At 51.4% G+C, this 20983-nt stretch carries 22 protein-coding genes and 1 pseudogene; 8 read left to right on the forward strand and 15 right to left on the reverse strand.

What is annotated here, in order from left to right:
* Positions 1 to 2: 2 nt before the first annotated feature.
* From AAB391_01645 to AAB391_01675, 7 genes are all read right to left on the reverse strand, one after another.
* A complete protein-coding gene (locus tag AAB391_01645; GenBank protein ID MEK7645009.1) occupies positions 3 to 383 on the reverse strand; it encodes a hypothetical protein in 381 nt (126 codons plus the stop codon).
* Positions 384 to 520: 137 nt separating this feature from the next.
* The gene (locus tag AAB391_01650; protein MEK7645010.1) at positions 521 to 784 is read right to left on the reverse strand and encodes a hypothetical protein; all 264 of its coding nucleotides are present in this window, start codon (positions 782 to 784) and stop codon (positions 521 to 523) included.
* Between the two features lie 5 nt (positions 785 to 789).
* The gene (locus AAB391_01655) at positions 790 to 1188 is read right to left on the reverse strand and encodes a pilin (protein MEK7645011.1); all 399 of its coding nucleotides are present in this window, start codon (positions 1186 to 1188) and stop codon (positions 790 to 792) included.
* 4 nt (positions 1189 to 1192) lie between these two features.
* Entirely contained in the window at positions 1193 to 1678 is a 486-nt protein-coding gene (locus tag AAB391_01660) for a pilin (protein MEK7645012.1), read from the reverse strand.
* A 4-nt stretch (positions 1679 to 1682) separates the two neighbouring features.
* Positions 1683 to 2981 (reverse strand): extracellular solute-binding protein, encoded by a 1299-nt coding sequence (locus AAB391_01665; protein ID MEK7645013.1) that lies wholly within the window; start codon positions 2979 to 2981, stop codon positions 1683 to 1685.
* Positions 2978 to 3505 carry a methyltransferase domain-containing protein gene (locus AAB391_01670; protein MEK7645014.1) on the reverse strand — a complete coding sequence of 176 codons (528 nt, stop codon included), beginning with the start codon at positions 3503 to 3505 and terminating at the stop codon, positions 2978 to 2980. The genes AAB391_01665 and AAB391_01670 overlap by 4 nt, the downstream gene beginning before the upstream one ends.
* Before the next feature lie 24 nt (positions 3506 to 3529).
* Entirely contained in the window at positions 3530 to 5725 is a 2196-nt protein-coding gene (locus AAB391_01675) for a hypothetical protein (GenBank protein ID MEK7645015.1), read from the reverse strand.
* Between the two features lie 221 nt (positions 5726 to 5946).
* Here AAB391_01675 and AAB391_01680 point away from each other — a divergent pair, with 221 nt between their 5' ends.
* Entirely contained in the window at positions 5947 to 7098 is a 1152-nt protein-coding gene (locus AAB391_01680) for a hypothetical protein (protein MEK7645016.1), read from the forward strand.
* Positions 7099 to 7213: 115 nt separating this feature from the next.
* On the opposite strand, the gene AAB391_01685 is transcribed toward AAB391_01680, so the two are convergent.
* The 4 genes and pseudogenes from AAB391_01685 to AAB391_01700 all read right to left on the reverse strand — a co-directional run bounded on the left by AAB391_01685 (position 7214) and on the right by AAB391_01700 (position 12003).
* Positions 7214 to 10561 carry a DNA gyrase subunit A gene (locus AAB391_01685; GenBank protein MEK7645017.1) on the reverse strand — a complete coding sequence of 1116 codons (3348 nt, stop codon included), beginning with the start codon at positions 10559 to 10561 and terminating at the stop codon, positions 7214 to 7216.
* Positions 10535 to 10822 (reverse strand): annotated as a pseudogene (locus tag AAB391_01690) (DNA gyrase subunit A). The gene AAB391_01685 and the pseudogene AAB391_01690 overlap by 27 nt, the downstream one beginning before the upstream one ends.
* A gap of 180 nt (positions 10823 to 11002) precedes the next feature.
* Positions 11003 to 11317: a hypothetical protein gene (locus tag AAB391_01695; protein MEK7645018.1), complete on the reverse strand. Its 315-nt coding sequence runs from the start codon at positions 11315 to 11317 to the stop codon at positions 11003 to 11005.
* Between the two features lie 50 nt (positions 11318 to 11367).
* Positions 11368 to 12003, reverse strand: coding sequence for an MBL fold metallo-hydrolase (locus tag AAB391_01700; GenBank protein MEK7645019.1), 636 nt, complete (start codon positions 12001 to 12003; stop codon positions 11368 to 11370).
* A gap of 255 nt (positions 12004 to 12258) precedes the next feature.
* Between AAB391_01700 and AAB391_01705 the strand changes: the two genes are divergently transcribed.
* A complete protein-coding gene (locus AAB391_01705; GenBank protein MEK7645020.1) occupies positions 12259 to 13509 on the forward strand; it encodes a S1 RNA-binding domain-containing protein in 1251 nt (416 codons plus the stop codon).
* 133 nt (positions 13510 to 13642) lie between these two features.
* Here the strand turns inward: AAB391_01705 and AAB391_01710 are convergent, their stop codons facing one another.
* A complete protein-coding gene (locus AAB391_01710; GenBank protein ID MEK7645021.1) occupies positions 13643 to 14422 on the reverse strand; it encodes a Bro-N domain-containing protein in 780 nt (259 codons plus the stop codon).
* Positions 14423 to 14568: 146 nt separating this feature from the next.
* Between AAB391_01710 and AAB391_01715 the strand changes: the two genes are divergently transcribed.
* Positions 14569 to 15315 carry a slipin family protein gene (locus tag AAB391_01715; GenBank protein MEK7645022.1) on the forward strand — a complete coding sequence of 249 codons (747 nt, stop codon included), beginning with the start codon at positions 14569 to 14571 and terminating at the stop codon, positions 15313 to 15315.
* Positions 15316 to 15364: 49 nt separating this feature from the next.
* Here AAB391_01715 and AAB391_01720 read toward each other — a convergent pair whose 3' ends face one another.
* The 3 genes from AAB391_01720 to pth form a co-directional block, all read right to left on the reverse strand.
* Positions 15365 to 15958, reverse strand: coding sequence for a hypothetical protein (locus tag AAB391_01720; protein MEK7645023.1), 594 nt, complete (start codon positions 15956 to 15958; stop codon positions 15365 to 15367).
* A gap of 148 nt (positions 15959 to 16106) precedes the next feature.
* Entirely contained in the window at positions 16107 to 16421 is a 315-nt protein-coding gene (locus tag AAB391_01725) for a hypothetical protein (protein ID MEK7645024.1), read from the reverse strand.
* The gene (gene pth, locus AAB391_01730; protein ID MEK7645025.1) at positions 16421 to 17053 is read right to left on the reverse strand and encodes an aminoacyl-tRNA hydrolase; all 633 of its coding nucleotides are present in this window, start codon (positions 17051 to 17053) and stop codon (positions 16421 to 16423) included. Before pth ends, AAB391_01725 begins: the two co-directional genes overlap by 1 nt.
* Before the next feature lie 144 nt (positions 17054 to 17197).
* On the opposite strand from pth, the gene lepB reads away from it, so the two are divergent.
* The 5 genes from lepB to ftsA are packed head-to-tail and all read left to right on the forward strand — an operon-like array spanning position 17198 to position 20925.
* Positions 17198 to 17791 carry a signal peptidase I gene (gene lepB / locus AAB391_01735; protein ID MEK7645026.1) on the forward strand — a complete coding sequence of 198 codons (594 nt, stop codon included), beginning with the start codon at positions 17198 to 17200 and terminating at the stop codon, positions 17789 to 17791.
* Between the two features lie 12 nt (positions 17792 to 17803).
* Complete coding sequence (locus AAB391_01740; protein MEK7645027.1) at positions 17804 to 19048, forward strand: His/Gly/Thr/Pro-type tRNA ligase C-terminal domain-containing protein; 1245 nt, start codon at positions 17804 to 17806, stop codon at positions 19046 to 19048.
* A 20-nt stretch (positions 19049 to 19068) separates the two neighbouring features.
* Complete coding sequence (locus AAB391_01745) at positions 19069 to 19326, forward strand: hypothetical protein (GenBank protein ID MEK7645028.1); 258 nt, start codon at positions 19069 to 19071, stop codon at positions 19324 to 19326.
* A gap of 37 nt (positions 19327 to 19363) precedes the next feature.
* Positions 19364 to 19807 (forward strand): rRNA maturation RNase YbeY, encoded by a 444-nt coding sequence (gene ybeY / locus AAB391_01750; protein ID MEK7645029.1) that lies wholly within the window; start codon positions 19364 to 19366, stop codon positions 19805 to 19807.
* A complete protein-coding gene (gene ftsA, locus AAB391_01755; protein ID MEK7645030.1) occupies positions 19753 to 20925 on the forward strand; it encodes a cell division protein FtsA in 1173 nt (390 codons plus the stop codon). Before ybeY ends, ftsA begins: the two co-directional genes overlap by 55 nt.
* Positions 20926 to 20983: the final 58 nt, after the last annotated feature.

Below are 20983 nucleotides of genomic sequence, written 5' to 3' on the forward strand. Positions count from 1 at the left end.
AATTACTGGAGAGTGTCTAAGGTTGGTGCTGTCAGACCCTGTTCTTCTAAGTTAAACGTCTTTTTTAACAAAGTCACGAGTCCGTACACAGAGACCATCACGAAGATTCCGACAATACCGTACAAGATAGTGCTCTTCGCCTTTTCTTTCTTCTCCTCGTCGTCACCCATGATCACATACTGGAGTACCCCATAGAGGAAATACACAACGGCACAAGCAATAAGAAAGGGTACTGCATAGTCTAGGAATGAACGGAATAATTGCGCAATGCCACCAAGACCTTGGGTTGTATTTTCAAAGTCGGTACTCACTGCCGCAAACACCGAAATCGGAGCCATGAGAGCAGCCGCTGCTGCTGACATTCCGTAAAAAAGCTTTTTCATACGTAAAATTGAATAAACTGCTGATAATAAAGTAATACACTTCTTAAAGGCAAAGATATTACCTCCCGACATTATACCAGCCCCTAGAATGGCGACAAACCAAGGGTGTGGACAGGCAGACCGGAGCGCCGCGGCGGCTAGAACCCAACAAAAAAGGTATTGATCACCAAGCGCACCAATCCCCACACGGAAAACATCACGGCCAAGCCGATGATGCCGTAGATCATCATATCCCTGCCCTCTTTCACTTTGTCCTCACTGGCACCGGCCAAAATATACTTCTGTACACCATAGAGAAAGGCGACAATCGCGGTAGCAAACAATAGGGGTGCCAAAGTACCGCCAATAATGTCGTACAAGACATCGATGAAGTCTTTGAAATCGGTGACGCCGTTGAGCATGAATGTTAGATATTACTGACGCTCTTCACTGTATTCTCAATAATCCTCGCGATGATCTCCGCACTAAGCAGCACAGCAGTACCCACCGCCGCCCACTTGAGGGTGCCGTGCGCCTTGCCCACCTTTTCCTCATCACCCTGCGCGGTCACATACAAAAAGCCGCCGTAGATGAAGTAGAGCACTGCGATGATGGCGCCGAGGCGACTCACCAGCTTTAGGATATCGGCAAGGAGATCTTCGATAGAGTTTGCCTTGAGCGGATTGGAGAAACTGAGAGCTTCGTTTGTGACCGACGCATGGACCAATGGTACAGCAACAGTGAGAAGTACTCCGGCCACCAAACAATGCGCCATGAGTTTCTTGAAGATAGGTTTGAACTGCCTCGTGTGTGAGAAGTATTTCATGTCTCTATTTTATCTCAATTGTGTTCCCTTTCAAAATCGGGTAGCTCACCTGATTCAATAAGGCTTGCAATAAAGTCGTAACAATCAGCCACGCCGCCAAGATAATACAGAAGCCGATAGCGACGTTGGTAAAGATTGTATGCGCCTGCCCGACCTTCCCCTCATCGCCAGCGGAAGTCATATAGAGGTAGCCCGCATAGGAGAGGAGCAGGATAACGGCGGGGACGGAGAGGTAGAAGGCAAAATTGACCACATTCTTGGCGAGCAACACCACATCAGCGAAGGTACATTCGTGCGCCGCGGCGGTATTGTCGGGGTTATCAAAGTCACCACAGACGATGAGGTTTGGCTTCTGAAGCCCGAAGAAACCGTTACTAGCTGCTGCGACAGGTGCCGGAATAAGGATGGCAGAGAACGACAGAAAGAGGAGCGCGGACAGCAAGCTCGAGAGGACGACTGAAGCGGCGATTTTTCTAAAAAAAGGGTGCATGTGTTTATCGTAGCAAAGCCTGGAGCTCTTGGGAGGCCGCGCTCACGGCCTCGCTTGGGCGATATTTGCCGGAAGTGACACTTTCGATCATGCGCTTGAAGATCGCACCAGTAGCGACTGGTTCAGGATCGATCCAGCTGCGAGCGATGAGAGAGGATCGGTACGATACGGCGAGAGCAGGGTCGGCCGGCGCCGTCGCGAGCAAGTCCCGACGCGACGGCGCGAACCCTGTCTGCTGAGCAAACGTACTGACAAATGTCTGATCAGCCAAGATAGAGAGCACCTGGAAAGCACCGACCGGATCCTTTCCCGCCTTCATCAAGGCCAAGCCATAGAGCTTGCCGTACACCATCGGCACCTTCACGTCGCGCGGTTGTGGCAAAGCGGTGATATCAAAATTGAGATTTGGATTCTTGCGAAGCAACGTCTCATTCTCGCTAGCGAAGGCAAAGTAGGTGGCAAGATTGCCGGCCAAAAAGAAGTTCTGCGCGTCACCGATGGCCCGATTCCATGTAAATGTCGTTTTCGAAGGGTTAGAAAATTGCGTGTAGAAAGCCACTACAGAGACTGCTGGAATATCGGAGACTCCTTTAGGGCGATCAGACAACGTGCTAGAGAATGCACCATTCTGGTCAATCTTTGTAATAGGGGTTCCGGCCTGCAACAGCAGTGCTGAGAGGGTGTCTTTCGCATTCGAAATGTTTACCACCTCGCCAAACGGCACAGCGCTTTGGGTAATATTGCCCGCCGCGTCTTTTTTGGTGAGCTGAGGTGCTAATGTGAGAAATTCATCCCAATGCTTTGGCGGATTGGCTAAACCAGCAGTGTTGAAGATGTCTTTGTTCCAATACATCACGAGCGGATCGCTCACGAAAGGCAGCGCCCAGACGCCGCCGGACATCTCATACAGGCGAGCCTGGTCACTAAAGGTATCTCGGAAGGTGCGGAGCGGCAGGCTCGCCTCCGGGATAGGCAAGATACGCCCCTGCTGGCGAAACAAGCTGGTGTGTGGAAGTAGCACCGCATCCGGACCGACCCCAGAAGCCAGAGCCTCGGTGAGTTCGCGATCAAAATCTTTCTCCTTCTTTTCGACATAATTGATAGCAAGCCGCTGTGGCAACACTTGATTTACCGTAGAAACCACCTGAGCAAAATCACCTGCCGGCAAAGTACCCCACAAAGTGATCGCCATCAAGCCTTTGCTTGAAGAACCTTTAAATGTCGCAAACACCACCAAGGCCACGAGCACCGCTCCGGCAAATATGCCGGTGAGGACGATCTGAAACGTGGTCATATTTTTCATATTTTTGTGAAGATAAGCCCGTAATGATGATCCCCTGCCGAAATGCCGCGCACATGCTGAAAGCCATTTTGCACAAAAAGCTCTTTTGTCTTCGTCTCACTCACCACTTCCTGCACCGCCGGACCAATGCCGCCAAAAGATTCTTTCCAATCCACCACCGCGACCTTTCCACCTTTTTTCACAATCCGTCGCACCTCCGCGACCAGCCCAACCTTGTCGGCCGCTTGAAACAGCACGTTCGCCACAATCACGAAATCCACAAGTTCATCGCCAATATGGGTGCCGCCACGCTGCTCGATGTTACCCCAAAGATATTCGACATTCTTCAGGCCGGCATGTTCAGCATTGGCCTTGATCTTCGCGACTAAATCGCGCTGCACCTCCACCGCATACACCCGACCCTTCTCGCCCACTGCCTGTGCCGCTGGGATCGCATACGCCCCGACGCCCGCTCCCAAATCCGCCACCTTCATTCCAGGCATCAACCCCAGCTGATCAGTATTTTTGTGCGGGTGGGAGAACATTGTTGGCTGTGGCCAGCGAATTAACTACTGCTTCACACAAATGAAACTTCTTTCCAGTGCATCTACCACAACTTTTCTGGCACCGGTACATGTGCCATTGTTTAACACGGTCCTCCTTTGTGAGTCATTTGATTCAGCGGGGCCATTAAAGTTTGCACCTGTAGGATCCACTGCACACCCCCACGAGTCGGTAGCAAGAGAGACGGTATTAAATTGGGTCATGGTTCCCTTGCGTGTCGCCGAACCACAGATAGTGCCCGCGGCCGCTGCGGGTGCAGCGGCGGTAACATTGTTCACTCCAGCAAATTTGAAGCCAGTTTGCTGACTTAAGTTCCTATCCCGACACCCATTTATCGCGTTGGTATACGACTGAGACAAACCGACTACATCATTGATCCAGGCTCCAGTGGTAGGATGAAAATACACAGTGAGATGCGGACCGGCATCAGAATCGCTTGAGTAAATTCTTCTTCCTGGAGTTCCCCAAGAAACAGTGTTCACTCCTTGCGCATACATGATCACTTTTGAAGTATCTGATGCTGACTGACACAAGATCGCATCCGGCACATCGCCCATCATGCCCTGGCCCGGGCTCATTCCTACTGTCACCGCACCCGTCCCACTCGCTGGAGATATCGTCACCCCAGTGCCCGCAATAATCTGGGACACTCCCGCTGAGGCAGTAACAGTGTTCACCCCAGCAGAAGAGCCCACAAAAACATTATACGTCCCGGCCGGAACAGCACAAGCGGTTCCGTCATACGCATTACTAAATCTAACCTTTACCATATTAGGACTAACCACAGAAGCATCGATCGAAGCGCAAGGAAGTGGGGCGGTGATAGGAGTGTAATTATTATAATAATTATTAGGCAGACTCACGCTTACAGAATCGCCGACACTTGCCCCAGTAACGGTTATCGAGTCGGAAACATACGCACCTGTAGGTGCCACGTTGCGACTGGATGCGAGAGTTAGAACACCCTTCAATACTGATCCGCCACCCGATGTTGTACTGCCTCCTCCGCACAATTTCCATGCAGTTGAACTAAGTGTCGGACTGTTTGTAGCTCCATTTACCACCTTGTAGTAATAGCCCGGTGGCACAAGGAAGGTGATCGAATTTCTATTGGTAGAAGTAAAAATCTCTTGAGAGACGAGAGTCGATGCACTAGAGACGCCGATATAACCAGCTAAGGCATTCTGACCGCTAAATGACGTCTCGCTTGCGGTGGCAACCACTATCAGCTGAGTGCCGCTGGTGTTCTGGTAAGTGGTCCCACTCAGCATACTTGGACCACTCTGGTTAGTTGCCTGAAAAGGATTCGCGTCACAAGAACCGACAACCGCAGGACTTGAGGTGGTACCACCACTCACCCCTCCGAGAACATACACAAAGGTGTCGACAGGTCGCGTGGTGTTGCCGTATCCAGGGAAAGACGTGAACAAGCCGCCCTGAATCTTCACCGTGTGACTTCCAGCAGCAAGACTCACTCGGCTCGAGAGATTTACCGTACCGCAGTCTGCACCATTTGATTCACCTCGGAAAGCTTTCTTGTCCTTCTCGACACCATCAACGCGCATGTACACATTGAAAATGATGGCGCCGCAGACGTTCACTGACGAAGTGATCACCACATCGGTCGGCCCGGCGAGGGTGAATGTGCTCTCCACGTAATTTGCACTATTATTTCCAAAATCTTGCGCGCTGTAGGCGAGTGGGCCGAGAATCGCGGTGTTTGCAGGAGTTCCAGAAGGGGTAGACGGCGCAGCTGGCAATGTCTGCCAGCTTGCGAGACCACTCGCATTCGAAGTGAGCACCTTACCAGCGCCTTGTGTGCCGTCGGCGAGAGTGAGACCTAAAGAACCGAAGGTGAGGAGTTTCATCGGTGAGCCGGCGACGAAGGTGACGGCTTTCGACACAAGGAGAGTGTCAGTCGAAAGCATCGTGGTACTTGCCAAGCCGAGCACATCAAACGTGCTCGTTATTGGACTCGGTGGACTCGGCAACACAGCCGTGGTCCCGAGAAATAACGGCCCAAACTTTCGCTGCATCAATGAGCTGATATTTATTGGAGCAGACGCATTGTTTGCCGGAGGGTTGGCTGGCGCCGGTGTCCAAGACGACTGAGCCGAGAGGCTAGTGACGCCGAATCCTACAACCAGCATCAGAATCGCGACTTTGGCGACGCCAAGGAGAGAAGCGAGAATATGTTTCATAATGAAAATAAATGCAACGGATAATAGTACCCATTTAGTATACCACTGTTCATCTGAACCAAAATCACTTTCTGGGGATTGTAAAGTCCTTGGCATTAGCCATTTTAAGCACGTGTGGATAACTATTGACTTTTTGCGCTTTTAGAGGTAATATCAAAAACAGCTTTGACAACTCACTGCAGTGCAGCTCAACCACAACCCCCTGCCCATGGATTTGACTTATGAATGCCCTACTCAATCGGGCGCTGGTCGCCCTTGTTAGCACCCTCGCCTGCCTGACCTTGTGGTCCACGGCAGACGTTCGAGCGGCTGACGTGCTTCCAAGCACGCTCAGCCAGATTCGCACCGCGCAATTTGCGGGTGTCAACACGATCGAGGCCCTCCTCTATCGCTGGCCCCACGACTACTACGCTGTCGAGATCGTGCAACCCATCGCGCGCACCAACGTGTCCGTCTCCGGCCTCACGCCGGAAGCGTTCACCAACAAGCTTCGCGAGGTTGCGTTCCAGATGGCCTGTTTGGCAACAAACTACCCTCTGGCGAATAGCGATGGAACGAATTCAAGGTTTCTGCTGAAGACCACCGCCAAAGAGGCCGACATCCCGAGCGTCTTCGCCAGTGAAAGTCCGGATATCCCCGCGACAACACTGGAAATGGCGCAGGTCAATGTCGTCTTCCCCTTGGTCACCAATGGGGTTGGCGGCTTCCGACTTCCGGCTGACGCAACAGCGGAGACCATCCCGATCAATGTCGCTGGATACGTCTTCCTGCCGTTTCCCAACCTGAGGTATTTCGACGGCCCACCGCCGGCAACACCCTGGTATACCTGGTATCTTCTCGGATTCTCCGATCGACCGACGTGTGCTCGAGTTTTTACGAGCAACCCGGACGGCAGCACGAGCGAAGTGCTAAGCAAGACGTGGGGGAATTCGACCATCAACTATCTGGAGGAGGATCCGGCGCACTACGCCGATTACTTCGACACGGATGGGTTCAGACTCCTCCGCCTCTCCGGCATTGCCCGCATCGGTATCCACCTCTCGCTGCTCACCAACGGGACTCCGACGGTTCTTGCTCTAGAAGCAGCCGACGGCACGTTTCCAAAGTATTGGCTCCCGACCGGACAACCGATCGGCGCGCCGGTGCTCACCAGCATTAGCCTGGTGAACGGCGCGCCGAAAGTAAGCTTCGTGGGCATCCCGGGTCGGCAAGTGGTGCTCGAGAGCGCGACGTCTCTCAGAACGGATGCTGTGTGGACCGTGAGCGCGACCTTTTCGCTCCCGGACCAACACGGCATGACCAATCACGCCTGCCCTACAAACATTGGGCCAGGTATGGGACCGCTTCGCTTCCTCCGCTTGCGTGAGCAATGAGGATCCAAACGCATCCCACTGCAGTCAGTTTCGAAAACGCAAGACGCCGCCCGGAGCAATCCAGGCGGCGTTTTTTCTTGCCTTATTTTCTAAAAATCGCGAGAATCACCACACCTTACAAACACACCGCGCTCGCCAATGTGTCACCATCTCGCAGGCGCATAATACGTACGCCTTGGGTCTGTCGGCCGAGGACCGGAATCTCCTTGATATCGCAGCGGATGACCTGGCTCTTTTTGGAGATGGCCACGAGCTCGTTGGCACCATCACCGACCTCGCCTTCTTTCACCTCCTTGGCAGCCGCAGCCACATCCACCACGCTCGAAGTGATGACCTTGCCGGTCTTGTCGGTGATTTTCGCGGTCAAAATACCGGAGCCGCCGCGCTTCTGCACCTTGTATTCGGAGAGCTCAGTCTGCTTGCCGTAGCCGTTGCTCATGATCACGAGCAGTGCTGGCTTTTTCATATCCTTCTTCACCACATCGGCACCAATGACGGTGTCGCCCTTTTCGAGACGCATCGCAATGACACCCATGGCTGCGCGGCCCATTTCGCGGATATCGGTTTCCTTGAATCGGATCGACTGACCTTCGCTGGTCGCAAGGATCACCTCATCGCCCTTCTCGACAAATCGTACCGACACGAGACTATCGCCAGACTCCAGACCGATAGCGATGAGGCCACTTCGTCGAACATCGTGGAAGGTTTCGGCATTCACCTTCTTGCCCACGCCATTTTTGGTGATCATGAAGAGACTGAGACCGCTTTTCTTCACCTCCTTCGGCATCGGGAGAATCGAGGTGACGCGTTCGTCGTCGGCCAGTGCCAAAAAGTTTACGATTGACTTGCCCTTGGTCGCGCGCTTGCCTTCAGGGATCTCGTACATCTTGATCTGGTACGCCTTGCCCTTGTTCGTGAAGAACAGCATGTCCGCATGCGTGTTCGCATTCAAAATATGGGTGATGAAATCCTCTTCTTTCGTATCGAGATCCACCACACCTACACCGCCGCGCTTCTGTCGGCGATACTCGTCTGGCAAGGTACGCTTGATGTAGCCACCCGCAGTGAACACGAGCACAGAGTCCACGTCTGGGATGGTGTCCTCAGGCTTAAATTCCTTCACACCTCCACGGATGACCTTGGTGCGTCGCTCGTCGCCATATTTTGCACGCACTTCGAGCAGTTCTTTCTTGATCACCGCCAAAATCTTCTTCGCGCTCGAGAGCAAATCCTTGAGCTCGCGAATGAGCGCCTGCACAGCGTTGAGTTCGTCTTCAATCTTCTGTCGTTCGAGGCCCGCGAGACGCGACAGCTTCATTTCCAAAATAGCAGTCGCCTGGCGGTCGGAGAATTTGAAGGTCTTCATCAAATTGAGATGCGCCTCCGGGGTGTCCTTCGACTTTTTGATCAATTTAATGATCTCGTCGATATGGTCGAGCGCTTTCTTGAGGCCGAGCAAAATATGCTCACGGTCTTCAGCCTTGCGGAGGTCAAATTCGGTGCGACGACGCACCACCACCTGTCGATGCTTAATGAATTCCTCGAGCACGCTCTTGAGCGAGAGTGTCTGCGGCACGCCGTCCACGAGGGCAACGGTGTTGAAGTGGAACGTATCTTCGAGCTGTGTGTGTTTATACAAAAAGTTCAGCACGGCCTGTGGGAAAGCACCCTGCTTGAGGTCGATCACCACGCGAATGTCTTTCGTAGACTCGTCTCGGAGGCCCTTGATACCTTCGACCTTCTTCTCGCGAACGAGGTCGGCGATGGTCAAAATAAGGTCGGCTTTGTTCACTCGATATGGGATCGAGGTGATGATAATCTGGAACGAGCCGTTCTTAGTCTCCACGATTTCCGCTTCGCCGCGCACCACCACGCCGCCGCGGCCAGTGGTATACGCATGCTTCATTTCGGCAGAAGCGTACAGCATCGCGCCAGTCGGGAAATCCGGACCCTTCACAAATTGCAAAAGGTCTTCCGCAGAAGCATCGGAGTTGTCGATGAGATGCGTGGTCGCATCCACCACTTCGCCGAGATTGTGCGGCGGAATGTTGGTCGCCATACCGACGGCGATACCAAGGGTGCCGTTCAAAAGGAGATTCGGGACAGCAGCCGGCAGCACGCCCGGCTCTTTTCGAGTGTTTTCGTAGTTTGGTCGGAAGTCGACAGTGTCTTTCTCAATATCCTGGAGCATCACGGTCGAGATGCGCGCCATCTTCGCCTCAGTGTATCGTTCTGCCGCGGCGCCGTCACCGTCGATTGAGTTGTGCACGAATACGCCCGCCGCCAGCGCAAAATTGTGGCTTACCGGCACAGTGAGGTCGTATACATCTTCGCGTTCGCCTGAGAATTCAACGCGAGAAACTTTGTGGTTTCCCACGAGCTCAACCGTAAGTCGGTCGAGATTAGAACCGTAATATTTACTGAAACCAACCTCCCATGAAGTGGCCGACCTGTACGGGTACACCTTCGGACGAAATTCTTCGTAAGTCTCCTTGGAAAGCGGTACACCCTTCTCGATCAATTTCTTGCAAACCGTGTCGAATTTCTTCTTCCCGGTCTTGTTTGTGGTGTGATTTTTGTTTCCCTTGATGATCCGCGCGTGCATCTCTTGGCGATACGCCTCATCCTGCCACAAACGCTTCAAGGTCTTGGTTGCGCGAGCCGAAAGTTCCAGACGCTTTTCTGGATGAGCTGCAATGTACTCAAGATTCACTCGACTGAGCGTCTCGATCATCTGCGCACGGTATTCAGGATTCTGCCAATTCTGCTTATTCCTTTCCGACATCGCCTGGCTATACTGCTCTTTTACGCCAGCCTTTGCACGAAACGCCTTTCTACCTTCCGCAAGCTTCTTTACGTACTCGGGATCATTTTTATGTCGGCCAGCAGTCAGTTCGGAATGAAGTCTCCAATGATCGATCCATTGCATTCGCTGGATATTTTCTGGACTATTGTTGCCTTTATTAAAATCGACATGATGTCGGACCTTGCCGGCTGACTTGGCATATTTACCAATAGAAATGTTGAGGGCATCGGCCAAATGATGCGCATACTCCCAAGTATTATCGAGAGGTTGGTAGATCATCTCGTATCCAACCATATCCGAAAGTGCACTTTCTCCTTTTTCAGAAAGACGGCTGTACAAAGGCATCAATGATTCACCTGGCTTTAGATATTGCGCCTCTTTATAATCCTGATTCTTCAGAAGGAATTTGTGGTTTAGCGTACATTTGATCTCTTTTCCATTGTCGAGCACCACCTTCATGATCTCAGCGTCCTTAATCGTCAGTCGCGGCTTTATCAATTGAGCAATTTCCACCTTTCCCTCTTTTGAAACAGTGAAGGTGTAATTTTTCTTGCCCTTCTTGTCCTCATTGATGAGTTCACCAAAAGAAAGATTGCGCCCATCAGCGAGTCGAACTTCCGTATCTTTTGTAAAACAACCGAAGTTACCCTGGCCGATGATCAGCGGGTATCGAATCGAAAAATCCTGCGCCATCTTCACCATAGATTCATACACCGCGACGTTGCCGTGCGGGTGATATTTTCCGAGCACGTCTCCCACCACCGCCGCAGACTTTCGCGTCTTCGCGCTCGCCACCAGGCCCATCTCGTGCATTGCATACAAGATACGTCGGTGCACCGGCTTCAAACCGTCGCGCACGTCAGGCAGGGCTCGCGCAGTGATCACGGACATCGCGTAGTCCAAATACGAGTCGCGCATTTCGGTAGTGATGCTGCGACTCACCACGTTCTCGCGTGCAGGCAAAGCCGACGCCTCTGATGCGCCACTTTTTCCGCCCTTATCGCTTTTGCCTTCGCTGCCGCCCTTTGGCTTCTTGTCTGAATCTTTAGATGACATCGTGATATGAAACGCGTGTAATAATGAGCCTCTATTCTAGCACTATTCTGCCAATTTGGAGAGTTCCTCAAACTGCTTTTCTATGGTATCGAAACCTTCAGAAAAAGTCTGCGAGATCGCCTCGAATGGGCTCGCCGGCTCGACGGCTGCCGTACTCGATGCACCCGAAGCAGTACTCGTAGCAGTATTCGTCGCCGCCTTCTGTGCCATACCATCCAAGCGCGCCTCGAAACGTTCCTTGGTCGAGACCGCCCAGACAGAAAAGATGACAAGGGTCACCACTACCGCCACCCCAAGAGCGACATTTCTTCGGTATCGATACGGCTTATTGCGCAACTCGGAGAAGAATCGTTCCATATGTCTATTATATAGTGTCGCCGTTCACGTGTCCCGCGCGGCAGGCGTCTCTATGCATTCGCCGGCTCCAACACCACCACATCGCCACTCTTCCCTTCCAAATCCTTCTTTTTGATTGTGAGTTTGTCCACAGGTTTGGTGGTCTCGCCCGCTTCTTTCAAAAATGCCTTGAGCGCGTCTTTGCTGCCAATAGACCCAAAGTGCATTGGAATGATGAGCTTTGGTTCGAGCTTCACCGCCATCTTGTATGCTGCGGCCGGAGACAACACGCCTTCACCACCGATCGGCACGAAGAGCACGTCGATATCGTCGATCGCCTCATTGGTCTCCGCATCGAGATCCTCGCTCACCGCACCAAGAAAACAAATGTTCATATTGTCGAGACCAAGGGTGTAGATGGTATTGAGCTTGTCCTTGCCGCCGTATTGCGACTTCGATTTGAAGCCTTTAATAAAAATACCCTTTACCTCGTATTCCCCAGGACCGGACACGATGAACGGCTTTTTCTCGCCAAATTCCAGCTGCTCTGCGCCGCTAAAATCTGGATGATTCAAGCTCACCAATCCAATGTCCGCACCGAAACGGGGCGATTTGAGCTCCGAATCCTTGGCCGGCGGATTGAAAGCGATCACCATGTCGCCAAACTGCATCTTGAAACACTCTCCGCCTAAATATGTGATTACCATAGCGGTAAAAGTATAGCATACTCGCGGCGCGGCTCCAGCGCTACGCACCTCTACAGCCGCGCCGCTTGCCTTTTCAGCCATTTTAGATATACTATCCCAACGCTCGTCAAGAGCTTTAATTGTCTTCGACCTCGATAACCCCGCGCACCAAGGCGCATGAGGGAGCCAGTCGCCACCGCACACTATATATAGTGTCGGCAAGCGACCAGGCCGGCCTCACGGCGTAGCACGGAAACGAAGTCGACATTTATATACATGTTGTTCAAGATCGGCAAAAAGGCGAAAGCCGTGCCAGTAGACGAGAAGGAAGCAAAAGTAAACGCGAAAACCGAAGCGAAGGCTGAGGTTGCGGAAGCAACTGAGACGAAAAAGTCTCCTCGCGCAGCCGGAAAAGCAGCGGCGAAAGCAGAGGCAAAGGCTGAAGCGGAGAAAGTGGCTCCAAAGAAGGCGCACCTCATGGACTCGTTCCTTGAGCAGACCGCGACTACCCCAGTAGTCGGCGACGTCGTGGAAGGTAAAGTCATAAACATCGACAAAACCGGTGTGTACATCGACTTGCCTCCATACGGTACTGGTATCATCTACGGCCGCGAGTACATCGCCGCACGAGATGTGATCAAGAAGATCAACATCGGAGACAATGTTGCTGCCAAGGTTGTTGATGCAGAAAATGAGAACGGCTACGTTGAACTCTCCCTCAAGGAAGCTCGACAGGCCCTCATTTGGAGTGAGATCGAAGACGCGATCCGCGACCGAAAGGTGTACGAATTGCCAGTGAAGGAAGCCAACAAGGGCGGTTTGATCATCGAGTGGCAGGGCATCATGGGTTTCCTCCCAGCATCCCAGCTCAAAGCTGAGCACTACCCTCGCGTAGCTGATGGCGACAAGGATCGTATTTTGGATGAGTTGAAGAAGCTCGTCGGCCAGCGCATTGCTGTCTGCGTCATCTCTGCGATTCCAAAGGAAGGCAAGCTCATCTTCTCTGAGAAGAATCCGGATCAGAAAGACAAGCAGGAGATCATTGGCAAATACAATGTGGGCGATGAGCTCGAAGGTACTGTCACTGGTATCGTCGACTTCGGTGTCTTCGTAAAGGTGGAAGACGGCCTCGAAGGCTTGGTCCACATCTCTGAGATCGACTGGTCACTCGTCGAAGATCCTCGCACCATGTTCAAGACTGGTCAGAAGGTCCGCGTGAAGATCATCGAGATCAAGGAAGGCAAGATTTCCCTCTCTATCAAGGCACTCAAGGAGAACCCTTGGAAGGAAGCGGCAAAGAAGTACAAGAAGGACGATGTCGTGAGCGGCGTGATCATCAAGTTCAACCGACACGGTGCCCTCGCCTCTATTGAGGAAGGCGTCGCGGGCTTGGTCCACGTCAGCGAATTCGGCGGTGAGGACAAGCTCCGCGCCAAGCTCGAACTCGGCAAAACCTACAACTTCAAGATCGCGTTGTTCGATCCGCGGGAGCAGAAGATGGCACTCGCGTTTGTCGATAAGAAGTAAGAAATCGAAAAATACAAAACAAAAAGAGCTTCCCAGAGGAAGCTCTTTTTGTTTTGTATTTTTACTTTTTTAACCTCTTTGTTTTTTGCACCTCCTTCAGATAATTCTCCTTCGTACTTATCTTTTTTCCGCTCTAGGATTCAAGTTTCTTGCGAGCATCGCCAGCAATCGTCCCACCCTTCGTAGCCGCAACTTTATTTGGAACGAACCCTTGAGCATCAGTAGTTCGAGCAATTTCTGTGGTCGCCGCCTCACCGAGCATTGAAAAGATGAGTTCTAGGTCATTCATGTGATCACGAAGATTCTCTCGCTCGAGACCTTTTAGGGTTTTATACTCATTCGGCGTCATGCCAAAAGCCGCTTTTGATATCTCGGCGGTGAGAATAGCGTATTCATTTTGCTCTTTGACGCCTCGATTCTGCCACTCGTTGGTCAATTCTTCACGAATGGTAATACCCCTCATACGCTTTTCGATCCAGGCATCATCGTAGCCCTTAGCTTTATAAAGAGCGCGAGTGCGTTTTGTGGCAAGTTCAGGGTCTTCGATCTCCTTTATGCGTTCATAGCCTACAGTAGCCAACCAACGCTTAAATGGTTCGGCTTTGGGTGAAGGGACTGACTGGATAATGCGGAACAAGCCTTCGGCGTTGGCGCAGTCAGTTTCTCGCATCTTGCCATCAGGGGCCGGCAATTTCAACTGGTGACAAAATGTCACCAGTTGACTCCCTTCGTCTTTCAGCCTTTGCGCGAGTTTATTCCAATATTTTCTCGCAGTGAGATCATCGACTTGATCGGTAAGCGCCTGCACTACATCCACCACCGAAAACCACCACTCATTGTTGCGGATGATTTTTCGAATCTTCGTGCCCTTAAAGACGGCGATTTTACTGATTGGATTTAGATTTTCTGACATTCTGTTATTTCTTATATCTTGCAGTAAAGCTAGTATAGCAAAATAGTGCTCAAGAAACATATAAAAAATGTTAAAGAAAAGCCTAAGAAAAGGTAAAGAAATTATGAAGAGAAGTCCTCATCACACATCTCTGCTATACTATCGTCATGTATTACACAATCATTGGAGTCGTCGTTTTCATCATTCTTGCCAGCCTTCGCCAAGTCAACCAGTACGAGCGCGGACTGAAGTTCACTATGGGCCGCTTCAGCAAGATCATGGAGCCGGGCTGGAGGATCGTTGTGCCAGTATTTCAGTCGTACCGAAAGGTTGATATGCGAGTAAAAGCTGTCGACGTGCCGGACCAGAATGCCATCACAAAAGACAATATTTCAGTCAAGGTGAATGCTGTCTTGTACTACAAAGTCGAGTCTGCTGAAAAGGCTATTCTCGAAGTAGAGGATTTCATGTACGCCATGTCGCAATACGCTCAGACTACAATGCGAAATATCGTCGGCGAAACCACCCTCGACAACCTCCTTTCAGGCCGCGAGACCATCGCCAACCGCATTCGAGAAGTCATCTCCTCCGAATCAACCGCTTGGGGACTCAAGGTTTCTAATGTCGAACTCAAAGACGTGTCGCTTCCACCTGACATGGAGAGAACTATTGCCAAGCAAGCAGAAGCTGAACGAGAGAAGCGCGCCGTCATCATCACCTCTGAAGGCGAGCTCGCTGCATCCGAGAACATGGCCAAAGCTGCGCAAGTACTCGCAGGATCGCCTGGCGCCCTTCACTTGCGCACCTTGCAGTCGATAAACGACATTTCATCCGATGAATCGAACACGGTCATCTTCACCCTGCCAATGGAGCTTCTGAAAGCGTTCGAGGGATTTGCGAAGAAGAATAGCTAGAAACAAAAAGAGCTTCTCTGTGTGGACATGCCGATAACGCTTATTTGATTTACTCACAGCTTTTTGGTATATTGTTGTCATCTCCGCTTCCTGAAACCCCCCGAAGAAACGCCTTTGGCGAGGGAGCGACAAGAAAGTCTGCTGGACCCAGGGGAGTCCCAGTCGGACCTATCAAGTCTCCTCGCCCGAGGAGGCTTTTCAGTTCATTTCCCCCACTCATCACGGTCCCAAAATGAGTAAGGACAAAGAAGCCATTTTGTTTCTCCGCAGCGATCAAAAGAAAGGTACTTGAATCTGGAACCTTTTTGATCAAATTGATTCTGTTGGAATTCGGCGGTTCAAGTATGCCATTTCTAAAAGAACGCATATTTACCAGCGCACCATCCCAATCGTTTGCGTTTATGACAAAATTTTCCGGAAGAAACTCTCCGTGGTCTCCCCTGATCTTATCCGCAATCATTTTACTAAAAACAAGGTCTCTTTTCTGTCCATCCTGAGAGAGAAAAGCGGGGACTACAGCAACAACTCCCACCTGGACCTTTCTCGATAGAACTAAATTAACTATTCGTAGACTTTTCCCTTCTCGTGAAGTGACGTCTCGAATCTTCCCAGATGCAAACTGCGTTTTCTTGTCTTTTCCCATAGTGGAAAAAGTGTAGCAAGGCACCGATAGAGAAACTGCTAAGAAAAGCTAAAGTTTTACCTAAGAAGTAGTAGGGAAAACTTTAGCTTTTATGCACAGCTTCAAAACCCAAATGGTGACATTGTGTCACCATTTGTAAATCAGTACTTCAAAATGACTCGAGCGGGTAAACATCGAGAGCCACCTCTTCATATGGGTGTACCTTCTTTATCGCATCAATCACCCCTTCGACATTTTCCTTATCACAGACAAACTCGATTCTCTCTTCATCAACTTCTTCAAAAGCACCGATTTCGCCGATGGTTGGATTTGCTCCGTCTAGAGGAAAAAAGCGGCCTTTCCCTTTTAAGGAAAAAGAACAGTGGCTATAATTGCCAATTTTTCCTGCCCCGGCATCACCAACCACTTTCCTGAGAATATCAGCATGGCTCTCCGGAACAAATACAACAATCTTTACTTTCATTAAATTTGCAGCGAATTAAAGCTCCCCATCGCAACATCTCGCCCGGACAGGATGACGCAATCGAGCGCTTCGACTGCGGTCTTGATTACCTTCTTGAGCGTCTCGGCTTCGGGCTTTTTGAAATCGGCGACTATGAAATCGTTGATGAGGTCCTCACTTTCAGGCTTCTTGAGCTTGCCACCAGCAGTCGCAGGTGTGATGCCAATGCGCAATCGGATGAATTCTTGAGTCTTCACGCCCTTAATGACGGACTCCACACCGCGATGTCCACCAGAGCTCTTGTTGAATGATACTTTCAAGCGGCCGAGCGGTAGATCGAGGTCGTCGTGGATGACCACGAGCTGCTCGGCCGCCTTCTTGCTCTTCACCGCCTTCGCCACCGACTCACCCGACTTGTTCATGAAGGTCTCCGGCTCGAGCACGACTACCTTTTCTTTCTTCATCTTTCCAGTGAGTGCATGTGCACCCTCAATCTTCCCCTCGGTCGCGAGAGCCTTGAGCATTTTATCAGCCTCAAGCTCAGGCAATCCGTGTTTTTTCACAAAAGCGTCGACGACCATGCGGCCGACATTGTGCCGCGTGTTCAGGTATTCGTCTCCGGGGTTGCCGAGGCCTGCGATAATGTATGTCATGTTGGAAAAAGTGTAGCACGCGAGCAGCAGCGATGCAAAAAACATGCGCAAGCTGAAAAAATGTGTTCGTGTGACAAAAAATAATGGTGCGACACATGTCTTGCTCTTGCGTCAACTCACTCGGTCGCGCTAAAATTGCTTGCAATGACCACTCTCGATACACAAGGTACAGAAACATCAACATTGAAACGATCGTTTTCTGAATTGTGGAAGTTTATCTTGATCACTCTCCTCATCGTCCTCCCTATCCGCCTCTTCGTTGCCAAACCATTCATCGTAAATGGCCCGTCGATGGATCCAACTTTCGAGACCGGCCAATATCTGATTGTCGACGAACTCTCATATCACTTCCGCACACCACAACGCGGCGAAGTAGCAGTCTTTCAATACCCATACACGGCACCGACCGAGGCAAAACGCTTCTATATCAAACGTGTCATCGGCCTGCCGGGTGAAACTGTCGAAATTCAATACGGCAAAGTCTCGATTCGCAATAGTTCGAGTGCCGAACCAATCATATTGGAAGAGTCGTACGTGGCAAACCATTCACTCGATAGCATGAAAAAGGTGCTCGGCGAGGATGAATATTTTGTCCTCGGCGACAACCGCCCTGCAAGCTCGGATTCGCGCTCATGGGGCGTGCTTGAAGAAAAATACATCGTCGGTCGACCTTTCGTCCGCCTGTTGCCACCGACCAAGATCAATTTCCTACCGGGCGTCGCGCATTTTACCAATTAACTTCTGAACACCATGTCTCACGCTTCCAACAAATTCGCCAAGGTTGAGCCGATCATCAACAAGCCGCCCGTGGTGGCAAAGGTGCTCGCGACCGGCAAGTCCGCGGAGATCGCCTCGTACTACGGCTTCGAGCTGATCAACCCACCGCGCCTCGAAAAAGTGGACATGGACAACGCTCGGAAGTTTCTTGGTATTACGTATTCGAAAAAAGACCAGCCTCTCATCAAAAAGCCACTCCTCATCCACCCAGAAGACAAAGTGGCCATCCTCCGCATGTACCACGAACAGGAAATGTTCACCTGGAGCCAGCCGGTAATGCTGTATTACGAAGGCCTCGTCCAACACGAAGGTTCGCGCAAGGCAAAGTGGCCAGGCGTAAAGACCTTTCACCTCGACGTACTCGGTACCACCAAAAGCATCGCGGAAGCGACCCTTATCAAGGGCGTTGTCGAGACATTGCGTGAGGAAGGATTTGGCGAACTGATGGTGCATGTCAACAGCATTGGCGACCGCGACTCCATGAACCGCTTCTGCCGCGAGCTCTCCAACCACTACCGCAAACATATCAGCGTACTCTCAAACCACTGCCGCCAGGCGATGAAGACGGACATCTTCAAAGTATACGAATGTGACGACGAAAAGTGCCGCCCTGTCCACGAGAGCGCACCGAACCCGATTAATTTCCTCTCCGAATTGTCCCGCCAACACTTCCGTGAAGTGCTCGAATATCTCGAGAGCCTTGGTATTGCATACAAGATTCACAACGGCCTGATCTGCGACCGCAACATGTGGACGCAGACCGCCTTCGAAATCCGCGAAGTGGAGACCAACACCTTGCTCGCCACCGGCATGCGCTACAACGGTATTTCCAAGAAGCTCGGCTATCGCAAAGAGATCGGTGCGGTCGGCGTGACCGTCTCATACAAAAAGCCTCGAGAAGAGGCACTGTTCAACCGCAACCGTCACAACAAAAACCCGAAAGTGTACTTCGTCCAGCTCGGCTTCGAAGCGAAGCTGAAGAGTCTCGAAGTCATCGAAATGCTCCGCAAGGCCAAAGTGCCGCTCGCCCAATCTATCGGCAAAGACAAGATTTCCGGCCAAATCCAGAGTGCTGAGAACAGCAAAATCCCTTACACCATCATCATGGGCCAAAAAGAAGCTCGCGAAAGCTCCGTGATCGTCCGCGAAATGAGCACCCGCCACCAGGAGACCATCCCTTTGGCCAAACTGCAGGAATATTTGAAGAAAATTCGCTAGTGTGTTAGGATACTGAAACTATGATAAATGTCCAAGTAGAGAAGGGTGCCAACGAGAATAGTCTCAGTATCTTGCGACGCTTTACCAAGCGTGTACAGGGTTCTGGAGTGTTGAGCCGTGTTCGATCGATTCGATATGCTGGCCGCAACCAGTCTCCATTGAGCGTGAAGAAGCATGCGATGAACAAACTCGAAAAGCGAGATGAAGTTGAGCTCGCCATGAAGCTCGGCAAGTTCAAGCAGCCAGAGCGACGCGGCGCCAAGCCAGCAGGCCGATAATCCACCCCTATCCGCCCCTTGGCGGACCCACTCACCCGTGAGCGAGACATTTTCACTCATCAATTCCACAAAGGCTACTCTTCCCGAGTGGCCTTTTGTGCAAATGAAGAACGCCATCCTCGGCGAGCAGTATGAATTGAGCGTGGCGATCGTAAGCGAGAAAAAAATTCAGGAGCTCAACCTCATACACCGCGAAAAGAATAGTCCGACCGATATTTTGTCCTTTCCACTCGACGAACAAAACGGCGAGATCTATCTCAATCTCGATTGCACAAAAAAGAAGGCTCGCGAATTCGGCCAAACCTACGAAAATTACACCGGTTACCTATTTATCCACGGTTTGCTCCATTTGAACGGATTCGATCATGGGAGTACAATGGAGAGCGAAGAAGCCAAGTACTGCAAGGCATTTGGCATCTCCCACCCATGGCTCGCAACATCAAAGTCGGCATCGATATCGGCACCTACCAAGTCAAAGTAGCTGTCTCTGAATCTGTCCTTGAAAAAGACCGGAATGTTCCGCGCATCCTGGGCGTCGGTTTTGCCGAGTCGAAGGGCATGCGTCACGGCCATATCATCAATGCCGCCGAGGTCACCCGTAGCATTCGCCTCGCGGTACAACAAGCAGAAAAGTCCGCCGGCGGTTTCAAGATCCGCAAAGCATACGTGAGTATCGGCGGTATGGGTCTCAACAGCGTGTACGCCAAAGGCACGACGATCATCTCACGTGCCGACTCCGAGATCACCGAGCTCGATGTGAAGAAGGTGATTCAGACCAGCGAGAGCGCGTTGCCAAAAAATTTCATGGCCAATCGGCATATTATTCATGTCATCCCGACCGAATACAAAGTGGATGGCGAAGTAGTGATGGGGCGACCAGTCGGCTTCAAGGGCAACCGCCTCGAAGTGACCACGATGTTCGTGACCGCACTCGAACGCCATTTCCAAGACACCATCGCTGCTGTAAACGAAGCGGAAATCCAGATCGAAGATATTGTCGCCGCACCCATCGCTGCCAGCCTCGTGACACTGAACCGCATCCAGAAGACCGCCGGCTGTGTACTCGCCAACATCGGCGCCGAGACCGTGTCCCTGATCGTCTATGAGAACAATATCCCAACCTCTATCGAAGTCTTCCCTATTGGCTCCACCGATATCACCAACGACATTGCGCTTGGTTTGAAAATACCGCTTGAAGAAGCAGAAGATATCAAGCTCGGCAACACGCAAAACCTGCCGCACTCGAAGAAGAAGCTCGACGAGATCGTCGAAGCGCGACTTTCAGATATTTTTGAACTTATCGAAGCGCATTTGAAAAAGATTGGGCGCAACGGCTTGCTTCCGGCCGGCATTATTATCTCCGGCGGCGGTTCCGGCCTCGACCGCCTCCAAGATTTCGCTCGTGCCAGCCTGCGACTCCCTTCGAAAATTGCCTCCTTCAATTTCACCTCACATTTGCGCGTGCCGATCAAGGATGCTACCTGGGCCGTCGCGTACGGTCTTTGTATTTTGGGCTTCACCAATGGCGAGGACATCACCGAGCCTCACAGCCAAACCAAAAATCTCTTCAAAAACTGGCTCAAGCAGTTTTGGCCCTAAAAGCACAGACTATTTCCCTCTGGACGTCAAGGCTTTCCTTTTTCCAAGCCTTTCTGCT

Source organism: Patescibacteria group bacterium (assembly GCA_038065315.1).
Classification (GTDB): Bacteria; Patescibacteriota; Minisyncoccia; order Phycocordibacterales; family JBBTRF01; genus JBBTRF01.

What these genes read in the sequence shown, in the direction of transcription:
- AAB391_01645 (MEK7645009.1), bottom strand. Translation starts at nt 383, where the DNA reads ATGAAAAAGCTTTTTTACGGAATGTCAGCAGCAGCGGCTGCTCTCATG.
- AAB391_01650 (MEK7645010.1), bottom strand. Translation starts at nt 784, where the DNA reads ATGCTCAACGGCGTCACCGATTTCAAAGACTTCATCGATGTCTTGTAC.
- AAB391_01655 (MEK7645011.1), bottom strand. Translation starts at nt 1,188, where the DNA reads ATGAAATACTTCTCACACACGAGGCAGTTCAAACCTATCTTCAAGAAA.
- AAB391_01660 (MEK7645012.1), bottom strand. Translation starts at nt 1,678, where the DNA reads ATGCACCCTTTTTTTAGAAAAATCGCCGCTTCAGTCGTCCTCTCGAGC.
- AAB391_01665 (MEK7645013.1), bottom strand. Translation starts at nt 2,981, where the DNA reads ATGAAAAATATGACCACGTTTCAGATCGTCCTCACCGGCATATTTGCC.
- AAB391_01670 (MEK7645014.1), bottom strand. Translation starts at nt 3,505, where the DNA reads ATGTTCTCCCACCCGCACAAAAATACTGATCAGCTGGGGTTGATGCCT.
- AAB391_01675 (MEK7645015.1), bottom strand. Translation starts at nt 5,725, where the DNA reads ATGAAACATATTCTCGCTTCTCTCCTTGGCGTCGCCAAAGTCGCGATT.
- AAB391_01680 (MEK7645016.1), top strand. Translation starts at nt 5,947, where the DNA reads ATGAATGCCCTACTCAATCGGGCGCTGGTCGCCCTTGTTAGCACCCTC.
- AAB391_01695 (MEK7645018.1), bottom strand. Translation starts at nt 11,317, where the DNA reads ATGGAACGATTCTTCTCCGAGTTGCGCAATAAGCCGTATCGATACCGA.
- AAB391_01700 (MEK7645019.1), bottom strand. Translation starts at nt 12,003, where the DNA reads ATGGTAATCACATATTTAGGCGGAGAGTGTTTCAAGATGCAGTTTGGC.
- AAB391_01705 (MEK7645020.1), top strand. Translation starts at nt 12,259, where the DNA reads ATGTTGTTCAAGATCGGCAAAAAGGCGAAAGCCGTGCCAGTAGACGAG.
- AAB391_01710 (MEK7645021.1), bottom strand. Translation starts at nt 14,422, where the DNA reads ATGTCAGAAAATCTAAATCCAATCAGTAAAATCGCCGTCTTTAAGGGC.
- AAB391_01715 (MEK7645022.1), top strand. Translation starts at nt 14,569, where the DNA reads ATGTATTACACAATCATTGGAGTCGTCGTTTTCATCATTCTTGCCAGC.
- AAB391_01720 (MEK7645023.1), bottom strand. Translation starts at nt 15,958, where the DNA reads ATGGGAAAAGACAAGAAAACGCAGTTTGCATCTGGGAAGATTCGAGAC.
- AAB391_01725 (MEK7645024.1), bottom strand. Translation starts at nt 16,421, where the DNA reads ATGAAAGTAAAGATTGTTGTATTTGTTCCGGAGAGCCATGCTGATATT.
- pth (MEK7645025.1), bottom strand. Translation starts at nt 17,053, where the DNA reads ATGACATACATTATCGCAGGCCTCGGCAACCCCGGAGACGAATACCTG.
- lepB (MEK7645026.1), top strand. Translation starts at nt 17,198, where the DNA reads ATGACCACTCTCGATACACAAGGTACAGAAACATCAACATTGAAACGA.
- AAB391_01740 (MEK7645027.1), top strand. Translation starts at nt 17,804, where the DNA reads ATGTCTCACGCTTCCAACAAATTCGCCAAGGTTGAGCCGATCATCAAC.
- AAB391_01745 (MEK7645028.1), top strand. Translation starts at nt 19,069, where the DNA reads ATGATAAATGTCCAAGTAGAGAAGGGTGCCAACGAGAATAGTCTCAGT.
- ftsA (MEK7645030.1), top strand. Translation starts at nt 19,753, where the DNA reads ATGGCTCGCAACATCAAAGTCGGCATCGATATCGGCACCTACCAAGTC.